This window comes from Blautia sp. BCRC 81119 (assembly GCF_003184505.1).
Lineage (GTDB): Bacteria > Bacillota > Clostridia > Lachnospirales > Lachnospiraceae > Blautia_A > Blautia_A fusiformis.
The window spans coordinates 1-695 of sequence record NZ_QJHD01000068.1; the positions used below are offsets into that span (position 1 = coordinate 1).

A 695-nucleotide genomic window follows, 5' to 3' on the forward strand; every position below is an offset into this window, starting at 1 on the left:
GCAAATGGCCGCTTATCAGGAAATCATAGACGGTTCTTCTTTGGAGGGCTACCGTCAAATGCAGAAAAAAGACCGTGGGGATCGGTGATGGCACTTCGAGACAAATTGTCCCAAGGAAGGAGGCGGTGTAACTGATTGATGAAGATATTTCCCGGCGCACGATAGCCATATCCGTAAAAACAACCAAGCTGACGGCGCGGGGACTGGCGTATGTGCTGGGCATGGTGGGCCGGAAGATCCGCAAGGCATACCGTGGGCGGCAAGTACCGCATGGAAAACAAAGTGTGCGAAAGCTCATGGCCCACGGTACAGCCACCAACAGCATTGAGCTATCCGGGGATGCCAAGTCCTTTGACCGCGTGGCCCGGAAATGGAATGTAGACTATGCGTTCTATAAAACCGGGCCGGACAAATACCTGCTGTTTTTCAAGGCTGGACAGGCAGACGCAATGACCGCCTGCTTTTCTGAGTATTCCCGGAAAGTGTTAAGCAAAGCAAAATCGAACCGTGTTCCCATCCGGGAACAACTGCAACAGGCGGCAGATCAGCTTTCCAAAGAAAAGCCGAAGCAGAAAGAACGTGCAAAGGAGGTGGCCCATGAGGACAGATAAGATCAGAAAATATCTCATTCCGAACATTCCCTATCTGTTCATCCTGTGGGCGTTCCTCAAGCTGGGAACGGCCTACCGGCTGGC

General features: G+C 52.4%; 1 protein-coding gene. It reads left to right on the plus strand.

The window, feature by feature from the left end; translation table 11 throughout:
- The first annotated feature begins 188 nt into the window (after positions 1 to 188).
- A complete protein-coding gene (locus DMI82_RS19540) occupies positions 189 to 611 on the plus strand; it encodes a PcfB family protein (protein WP_333563004.1) in 423 nt (140 codons plus the stop codon).
- Positions 612 to 695: the final 84 nt, after the last annotated feature.